Origin of the sequence: Sphingomonas sp. CFBP 8765 (assembly GCF_014841445.1) — a bacterium.
Lineage (GTDB): Bacteria > Pseudomonadota > Alphaproteobacteria > Sphingomonadales > Sphingomonadaceae > Sphingomonas > Sphingomonas aerolata.
The window spans coordinates 222,813-231,145 of the sequence record NZ_JACYTY010000007.1 but is presented as its reverse complement, the minus strand read 5'-3'; the positions used below and the strand labels follow the sequence as shown (position 1 = coordinate 231,145).

General features: G+C 66.8%; 5 protein-coding genes. 1 reads left to right on the top strand and 4 read right to left on the bottom strand.

The window, feature by feature from the left end:
• Positions 1 to 21 precede the first annotated feature (21 nt).
• Positions 22 to 1,740, bottom strand: a complete 1,719-nt coding sequence (locus IFT87_RS17120; RefSeq protein WP_192191341.1) for a recombinase family protein — start codon at positions 1,738 to 1,740, stop codon at positions 22 to 24.
• A 28-nt stretch (positions 1,741 to 1,768) separates the two neighbouring features.
• Positions 1,769 to 1,963, bottom strand: a complete 195-nt coding sequence (locus IFT87_RS17115; RefSeq protein ID WP_192191340.1) for a hypothetical protein — start codon at positions 1,961 to 1,963, stop codon at positions 1,769 to 1,771.
• A gap of 116 nt (positions 1,964 to 2,079) precedes the next feature.
• Between IFT87_RS17115 and IFT87_RS17110 the strand changes: the two genes are divergently transcribed.
• Complete coding sequence (locus tag IFT87_RS17110) at positions 2,080 to 2,691, top strand: helix-turn-helix domain-containing protein (protein WP_192191339.1); 612 nt, start codon at positions 2,080 to 2,082, stop codon at positions 2,689 to 2,691.
• Positions 2,692 to 2,927: 236 nt separating this feature from the next.
• Here the strand turns inward: IFT87_RS17110 and IFT87_RS17105 are convergent, their stop codons facing one another.
• Positions 2,928 to 4,367 carry a DUF885 family protein gene (locus IFT87_RS17105; RefSeq protein ID WP_133032368.1) on the bottom strand — a complete coding sequence of 480 codons (1,440 nt, stop codon included), beginning with the start codon at positions 4,365 to 4,367 and terminating at the stop codon, positions 2,928 to 2,930.
• Positions 4,368 to 4,517: 150 nt separating this feature from the next.
• Positions 4,518 to 8,318, bottom strand: coding sequence for a LamG domain-containing protein (locus tag IFT87_RS17100; protein WP_192191338.1), 3,801 nt, complete (start codon positions 8,316 to 8,318; stop codon positions 4,518 to 4,520).
• Between the last annotated feature and the right edge of the window lie 15 nt (positions 8,319 to 8,333).

Sequence of the window (8,333 nt, the reverse complement as noted above, 5' to 3'; positions counted from 1 at the left end):
CAGCCCGGTAGCTCGTCAGGCTCATAACCTGAAGGTCACAGGTTCAAATCCTGTCCCCGCAACCAACGGTATCACAACAGGCCCGTCTCGTAAGAGACGGGCCTGTTGTGCGTTTGGCGCGCACGCTTCCTCCGCGAACGCCAACATCCGGTACAGGTCACCGTACAGCTGGATGGGGCGGCGCTTGCCACCACGCGCGCTGCCTGGCTGCACCACGATCTTCTCGATGAGCGGGCGGATGGTCTGCCGGGCGCTCGCACCGTCGGTGGAGGCGAGGTGCGTGTCGAGCTCGGCAATCGCGCGCGTGTACAGGCTCTCGTAGTTCGCCGGCAGGCGCACGACCGGCGACGCTGGCGTTGCAGCGATGATCTCCTCCAGTCGCCGTTCCTCGGCTTCCAGATCCTTTACCCGTGTCGTCAGTGCGCGGGGGGCGTCCTCATCTTCCTCAATCTGGGTGACGAGATTGGCGATGCGCGTGCGGATCTCCACCAGTTTGTGCTCGGCCGTGGCACGCTCAGCGTTTCCGGCCTGCGCCGCAGCGGCGAGTTCCTGCTGGAGCAGAACGGCGAAGCGCTTGATGACTGCTGGCGTCAGCAGCCGCTCCCGGATGCCCGCCAGTGCGCGGGCTTCCAGCTCGATGGTGGTGATCGAGCCGTTGTCGCATGTTCCCGTGCGGTGCCCCTTGCACCGCCACCGCCCGGCGCCGGTGGCCAGGAACGCGGCGCCGCACGCGCCGCAGGTCACCAGCCCGGAGAGGAGGTGGGTGGGACGCTTGGCACCCGCCAGCGGGTTGCCGGTCAGTTTGAACTTCGCGTCACGCGCGCGGCGTGCTTCGGCTTGCCGCCCCTTCACCTGCTCCCACAGCAGCTGGTCGATGATGCGGAGCTGCGGCTCGTCGCGGATGATCCACTCCGCCTCGGGGTTGAGGCGCGGGCGGCGCGAGAAGCCGCGCCGCTCGTTGGGCACCTCGACCCACGTCCGGCGGTTGAAGATGCGGCGGCCGATGTAGAGCTCGTTGTTGAGGATGCCTTCGCCGAGCGTCACGTCGCCCGACAGCGTCGAGGGGTTCCAGACCCCGGCATTGTACTTGCCGCGCTCGCGGGCGCGCGGAGAGGGGATGCCGTCGGCGTTGAGGGCGTTGCAGATCCGCTTGAGGCTCCAGCCCTCCGCGTACAGGCGGAAGATGCGGCGGACGAGTTCGGCCTGTTCGTCGTCGATCTCGAGCTGGTCGAGCTCGCGACCTTGCGCGTCCTCTCCGGTCACCGCGCGGCGATAGCCGAGCACGCGACCGCCCGTGGCGCCGCCGCGCGTCGCCTTGCCGCGCAGGCCGCGCCTGGTCGTATAGGCGATGCGCATCCGCTGCTGCTCGCCGATGATACCCTTGAACGCGAGCACGAGGTCGTCGACCTTGCCCGCCACCACCGTGTGCACCGCCACCTGGTGCAGCCGGAACAGCTTGACCATGTAATGGAGATGCTCGGCGTCGCGGCTCAGCCGGTCGACATCCTCGATGATGAGGTTGCGGACCTGGCCTTTGGTGATGAGCTTCAGGACCTCCTGTAGCCCCGGGCGCTCCATCGTCGCGCCGGTGATGCCGTCGTCGCCGTGGAAGGCGATGACCTCCAGCCCGCAGCGCTCGGCATAGCCTTGCGCGAACAGCTGCTGGTCGTCGACCGACGACGTCCGCTCGTCGGGGTCGTCGAAGCTCTTACGGCCATAAGCGACGGCGGCGTGGGTCATCGGTCGGCACCTTGCAGCGGACGGAGGATCAAGAGTGCGAATCCGACTGCGCGGAATCAAGCCGTGGTTGTGTGATCTCCGTCGCCATATCGGCTTCCGCTTCCAGCAACAGCGCACGTGCAAGCCGCCTCGCCAGCAGGAGCAGCAGCGCCTCGTCGACCGCAGACAAACATAGCCGCGGCTCGGCGGTGCTGTTGTTCGAGGAGGTGGCGGGAACGGCCATGACGGCGTTTTGGGAGAGGCTTCAAGGCTGTGTGCAAAAACTCGACATTCGGCTGTTCAACTATTTAAGCCGCGTATAGGTGTGGCGCGGTGTCCCAGCCGGATCGTCCCAGCCGCATGTTGCTGCCGCGAGGCGCTGTCCGGCTGCGGGCCGATTTTGGTGGGTTCCTGAAGCGTCATCGCCAGGGCAAGCTGGAGGGTGCGGCATTCGGGACTCAGGCCCAGGTCGCTGCACGTGCCGGTATCACGCGAGGGGCGCTGTCCGACATCGAGCGTGGTGCCGCGTGGCCGGGGCCTGCCACGCTCGACGCCTTGCTTGACATCCTCGAGCTTGGTTGGGAGCATGTCGCCCATGCCGTCGAGACGGACGCCGACCCCCGCAACTTCGTCAACGACATGCCGGGAGGGGGGCGGCTCGCCAGCGTGCCGGCGGAGGAGGCGCCGCGACGGCACCGCACCTTCCTTGAAGGCGTCAAAGGAAACCAGATCATCGCGCTCGGCGAGCGGATCAGATTCGCGCGACGGCAAAAGGAGATGACGCTGGTGGGAGCGGCCCAGGCCGCCGGGATTTCTGCCGCGCTGCTCTCACGCCTCGAGCGGGGGCAGCTTCGGCGGTCCAACGTGTTCAAGTTTATTCCCGGAACTGACCTACGCGACCCGCCGGTACTGGTGATCTGCAATCCGTGGATCGCGCGGCTTTGTGACGGCGGCGACGAGGAAGGAGATTAAACGCTGCGCAGCCCCGGCCGCGATGCGGTCGGTGGCCACGCAGAGCAGCCGGTCCGCTTTGCATTCTTTGGGTGGAAAGCGGAATGGCCGCTTTCGGACGCCACTCGCGGATCAGCGGACGTACGTTCATATTTAAGAGTAGAGACGGCTTGGGTCAAAACGGGGGGACTTATCTCAATAAGTAAAGAATAACCTTTTCCAAATAGATTATATTTGATCGTCGAATATCGACTTGATTATCCAGGAGATAGAATTTGTTTTCGTCCGGGGAGCAATAGCCCCCTATGATATACAGTAGGCGATCTACTGCGGCTTTGGTCGACGATCGCCAGCCACGCCATTGCCTCTGCAACGCGCGTGCCCGGTTCGAGCGGGATCCGGGCCAGCTCGGTGCCGAACGGTGCAAAATAGGCGGGTTCGCCCTGCCATTCGGTAAAGCGCTCGCGGGCCTGCTCGATCGACCAGCCGTGGAGGTGGATACCAAGATCGACGAGCGCGCGGGCGACGCGGAACAGAAGCCAGTGAATGTGGCCGAGCGCATCGTGCGGGTCGGTATAGGCACCGGCTTTTTCGGCAAGTTGCTCGGCGTAGATGCCCCAGCCTTCGACGAAGGCCGACGCGTATTCGATGCGGAGCGGGTGGGGCGGGGTGGCGCTCTCCAGACCCAGCTGGATCATGTGGCCGGGGAGGAGTTCGTGCGCGACGACGCTCGGGAGCGTCCAGCATGGACGGCAGCGGATGTCCTTGAGGTCGACGACATAGGCGCCGGCGCGGGTCGGAGTCGGGACCTCTCGATAGCCGCCGCGGCCGGCGGCGATGTCTTGCGCAGATAACGCGCGGGCGCTGGCGTTCAGGCACCATGGAGGGAGCGCGCCGAACGCCGTCGGGATTTTGGCTCGCGCGGTGGCGAGCATGCGGTTCATGTCGCCAATTGCCTCTGCGCGGCCAGCGTCGGTGTCAGGATAGAGAAAGCGTTCGTCCCGCCAGAGTGTGGCATAGCGGGCTGCGACGGTCCCCTTGGATGCGCCGATCCGGTCGAACAGGTGTGTGGCGCGGGCGTGAAGGCGGTTCAGTTCGACGAAGAGCCGGCCTTCCGCATAGGCTGGCGTCATGGCGCCGAGCGGGCGTTGCAGTTGGAGAGCATACCAGTCCGCGCCGCCCCTGAACCGTCCGACTCCGGGCGCGGACGGGGCGATATCGCGGAGACTTTCGAGCGCGGCGATCTGTCGGTCGATCGCGGGGTTTGTGGGGGCGGTTCGAAGCGCGTCGACCGTGCGGTCGAGCGACAGGCGGGGAAGGACGATGCCGGCTTCGGCGTCGGCGAAGATCGCGGTGGTGTCTGCGTCGATCCTGGCTTGATCCGGACGTGCTGCCTTCCAGGCGCCGGTCGCAGGGGTGACGCGGTAGGGGCTGCGTCCGGTGCGGCCGAACGTGGACCGTGCGATGGCGGCGTCGATTGCCAGACCGGCGCGGGCGGTGATCAGGTCGAGGCGGTCGCTCGGTTGCAGGGAGCTTGCGTCGAACGGCGTCAGCAGGCGGAGCGCTTCGTCCGGGTTGGTTGCGGCGGCATTGTTCAGGGCTTGGCGTAGAAGCGGGACGGATTGGGCGCGGGCGTTTGCGGAGGCGAAGGCTGTTGAAGCCAGTCCGACGAGTATGCTTCTGCGGGTTGGCGTCATTCTATGCCCCTCCGTGCGTCTTGAGCGAACGGTGAACCCTGGGACGCGTGTGCTTCGACTTCGCTCAGCACGAACGGGGTGGAGGCGGTCTTACTCTGGCTCTGGGCGGAGAAGGCATTGCGGGATACAGGAACCGTCATCGAGGGCGCATCATCGCTGTAGCGAGACGCGGTTGTTCGCCTGCGTGATCTCGGGCTCGTCCCCAGCAAGCGCGACGTGAACGGTCAGCGTTGCGGGGTTTACGCGGGCCGGTATCGCCAGCGTCACGGTCGTGGTCCTCGGTCGCAGATCCAGCGGAGCGGCCAGCGGCGGGATGCTCTTGGTTGCCACCACTCTACCCATCGCGTCGATCAGTTCCGCACGGCCGCCTTTCGCGTCCTTTGCACCGAGGCTGTGAACCATGACCGTCACGGTGCGGCCCTTCACGACCACATCGTCGGTACCGATGCCGAGGTCCGCGCGCTCGTCTACCGGGGTGCCCGGCTCGATCAGCGCGAAGTCGAACACCGTGGTGCCGGGCGCGAACGTCACGTCGGTGCTGGCGCTGCGTTCGAGCGTCATGGTCTGCGCAGCGCCGATCGCTGCGAGCGTCTTGCCGCCGTCGGTGCTGCTAGACGCCTGCATCGACCAGCGGCCGGCGGTGACGGTCCAGGTCGACATCGTCGCGCGCTGGGCGTGGTCGGTGGTGTTGTAGGCGATCACCCGGAACCTGGTCGGCGTCGCGCCGGGCAGCAGGAGCGCGACCCGTGTCGCCGCGCCCGGCTCGGCGAAGCGCCAGCTTACGGTGTTGCCGGGCCAGCTCTGGTTGCGGCGCAGCGCGATCCCACCGAGGCGCTCGCGTTGAAGGATCTCGCTTGGCTGGTCGACGCGGTCGCTCCACCAATGGCCTTCGGTGTACATGTCCATGTGCAGCGACTTGTCGGCGATCGCGTCGGCATGGAGCGCTTCCAGGGGTGCGGTGTCGCCGGTCGCGGCCCAGGCAGTGTAGCGGGCGAACGGGTCTTCGGACTTGGCCGTGGCAAGTTTGGTGCGGGCCGCGGCGCCACCGGGGAGTGCGTCGAACGCGTTCTCGTTGAATTCGGCCAGCGCGGCCGGACCGGCCTTGGCGAGCCGCGCTTCGATCGGGCGAAGGTATTTGGCGTCGCCGGTGTAGCGCCACGCGGCCCAGGTCGCCTGCAACGAGGTCGTGATGCCGCCGCCGTCGCCGGTGCGCTCGGCATCGGTGCGCCAGTTGATCTCGTTGGGATAGCTCCAGCTGCCGTCGGGTGCCTGCTTGCCGTGCGCCATCCAGCCGTCGATCACGCCGGTGACGAGGCCGCGGGCGAGTGGATTGGCGTTGTAGAGGCCGACCAGCATCGGGCCGTGCATGACGGTGAAGGCATAGGGTTTCTGCCATTCCCACGCACCTTCGCGGTACATCTTTCGCCCGCCATACCAGTTGCTGGCGAAGTGCATGTGGCCGGCGGGGTTCTTGAGGATCACGGTCTGGAGGGCGCGCGTGTTGTCCATCAGGCGCTCGACCGCCTTGGGCTCGCCCCAGTTGAGGTACAGGCGTTCGGCGTTGCTGTTCAGGCCCTCTTCGTACGCGTGGAGTTCGTCGGCGGTAATGTAGCCGAGGCCGTTCACGATCATGCCGTTCTTGTAGACCGCGTCGGACAGCGCGCGGAGCGAGGCGTTGATCTTGTCGGGCTCGACTCCCATCAGCGCCAAGCCAGGCCATTGCTGGGTCAGATCGGTGTCGTCGGAAATGCCACCGCCGAAATCGCCGTAGGGGACTTGCCGATCGTCGATCCACCAGGTGACGAATTGGCGGACGCGCTTGAGGTCTTCGAGCTGGCGGAAGGCCCATAGGGGAACGCCTGCGGGGGCGACCGGCTGGACGAAGGCTGGCAGGTTCTCGGGGCGGTAATTGATGTCGGCCCAATAGGCGCGGGCGCGCGCGTTGTCGGCGTCGACGCGGAGCAGGTCGGAGATGTCGGCGAACAGGCGCTGGTAGAGGCCGGCGCGTTTCGAGGCGGTGTGTTCCTCGACGAGGAAGCCCCAATTGTCTTTCACCTGCGCCATGCGGTCGGCGATGTGCTCGGGCAGGGCTGCGGCGCGAGACTTTAATACTAAGCGAATCTTGGCGCCGTTCAGCGCGGTGGCGTCGAAGTCGGGGGCGGCGCTGGCGATCGTCAGATAGAGGCTGTCATTGGGGAGGATGCGGTCGCGCAGGTCAAGCCAGAGGGTGCGCGCTTCGTTCGGGCGGACCGAGACGGAGAGGTCGATCATGTCGCGGCCGGGCCAGATCGGGTCCTTCACGCAGATGTTGAGAGCGATCAGGCCGGCGGCGTCGGTCTTGGCGTTCAGCGCGGGGATATCAATCGCGATGCCGTCGAGACCGTCGTTGAGGTTCTGCCAGCCGTAATCGAACGCGCGGGCGAGCGGGCGGTCGGGGAGCGCGTCGCCGAAGCTTGCCGGGATCAGGATGTGGACGATCGGGGCGGCGTCCTTGCGGCGGACGGGCGCGCCGGATGCGCCACCGGTGCCTGCCCCGACCGCGGCTTTGAGACCGGCGGAGGGCATCGCGACGACTGTGCTGCGTTCGTTGGGCGCGAACCGGCCGGCGATGTACGTGTTGAGCGGTGCGAGCGCGGCGAGGTTAGGGGAGGCGGCGGCGTCGATGGTGTAAGAGAGCTTGAAGCTGCCGGCGGGTTCCGCGCCTGCGCCGACGTCATAGGCCCAGAGCTCCTGGATCGGCTGCTCCTGCATCGTGTTGGTGAAGCTCAGCGTGCCGCCGGTGCGGGGGGCGAACTGGTTTACGCTGCGGACTGTGCCTCGGGCGCGGGTGGCGATCAGGGCGGGCTTGGTGCCGTTGCTCCAGTCCAGGCGACCATAGGCCGCGCCGCGGATCTCGACGCGGTTGACGCGTTCGTTCGGCGGGATCGTCAGGTCGTAGCGCTTGCCGCCTTCGACATAGGTGTTCCAGTCGGGCAGCTCAAAATAATCGTCGCGGCCGGGCAGGCGGGAGCGGTTGTAGACGCCGGGCCAGGTCGTCTCTGCGATTCCGTCGACGCCTTTCCACATCCATTCCTTCAGGTCCTTCGCGTCGGCGAATTCGACTTTCCGGACGCGGGTGACAGGGGCGTCAAGGACGGGTGGCGCGGACTTGTCCCAGCCGTAGCGGTGGAGCCACGCCGTGCGTCTGGCTGCCGGATCGGTCGCGGGGGCGGGGGCCGGTTCGCGCTTATCGGCGAGCGCTGCGACATCGGAGGCGGGGAGGATGCGGTCGTAGACACGGATCTCGTCGAGGTCCGATCCGCGCATGAAATTGTAGCGGCTCTGGACTTGGTGGGGGGACATGACGCGGCCGGCGAGGCCGAACTGGTCGAGGCCGCTGTCGAGGTCGGCCTTCTGGTCCTTCCGCACGACCAGCTTACCGTCGATATAGAGCTGCACACCGATGGTTTCGTCCCAAGTGAAGGCGATGTGCGACCAGGCGTCGGCGGCGGGGGCTTGGGGGATCGTCCACGACACCCGGATGCGCGAGAGGTTCGCGTCGGTGACGAAGGCGTCGAAGCCGTGGCCGTTCCAGTCGATCCGTAGGAACGCCATGTCCCAGCTCGAATGGTCCGCGAACCCGGTGCGGAAGATCACGAACGGGGCTTCGCCGACGGGGGTGCGGGCGCGCCAGAAGAAAGCGAGCGTACCACGGTCCGCGCGGATGTTGCCGGGGGCTTTCCACGCTACGTAGCCGTCGTCCGCCCAGCGCACGGCGCCGCCGATCGTGCCGTCCGGGGTTACGTCGACGCCGCTGCGGAAATTGGGGACGGGGTCGCCGGTGGCGTAGTCGGCGGTGAGGCTCTTGTCGGCGGAGGCGCGGAAGAGGAGGCCGGTCGCGTCCTGCGCTTGTGCCGGAGCGATGCTCGCAACGGCTAATGCTAGGACGGACGCCGTGGTGGAACGCTTCACTGCTCTCTCCCTGGT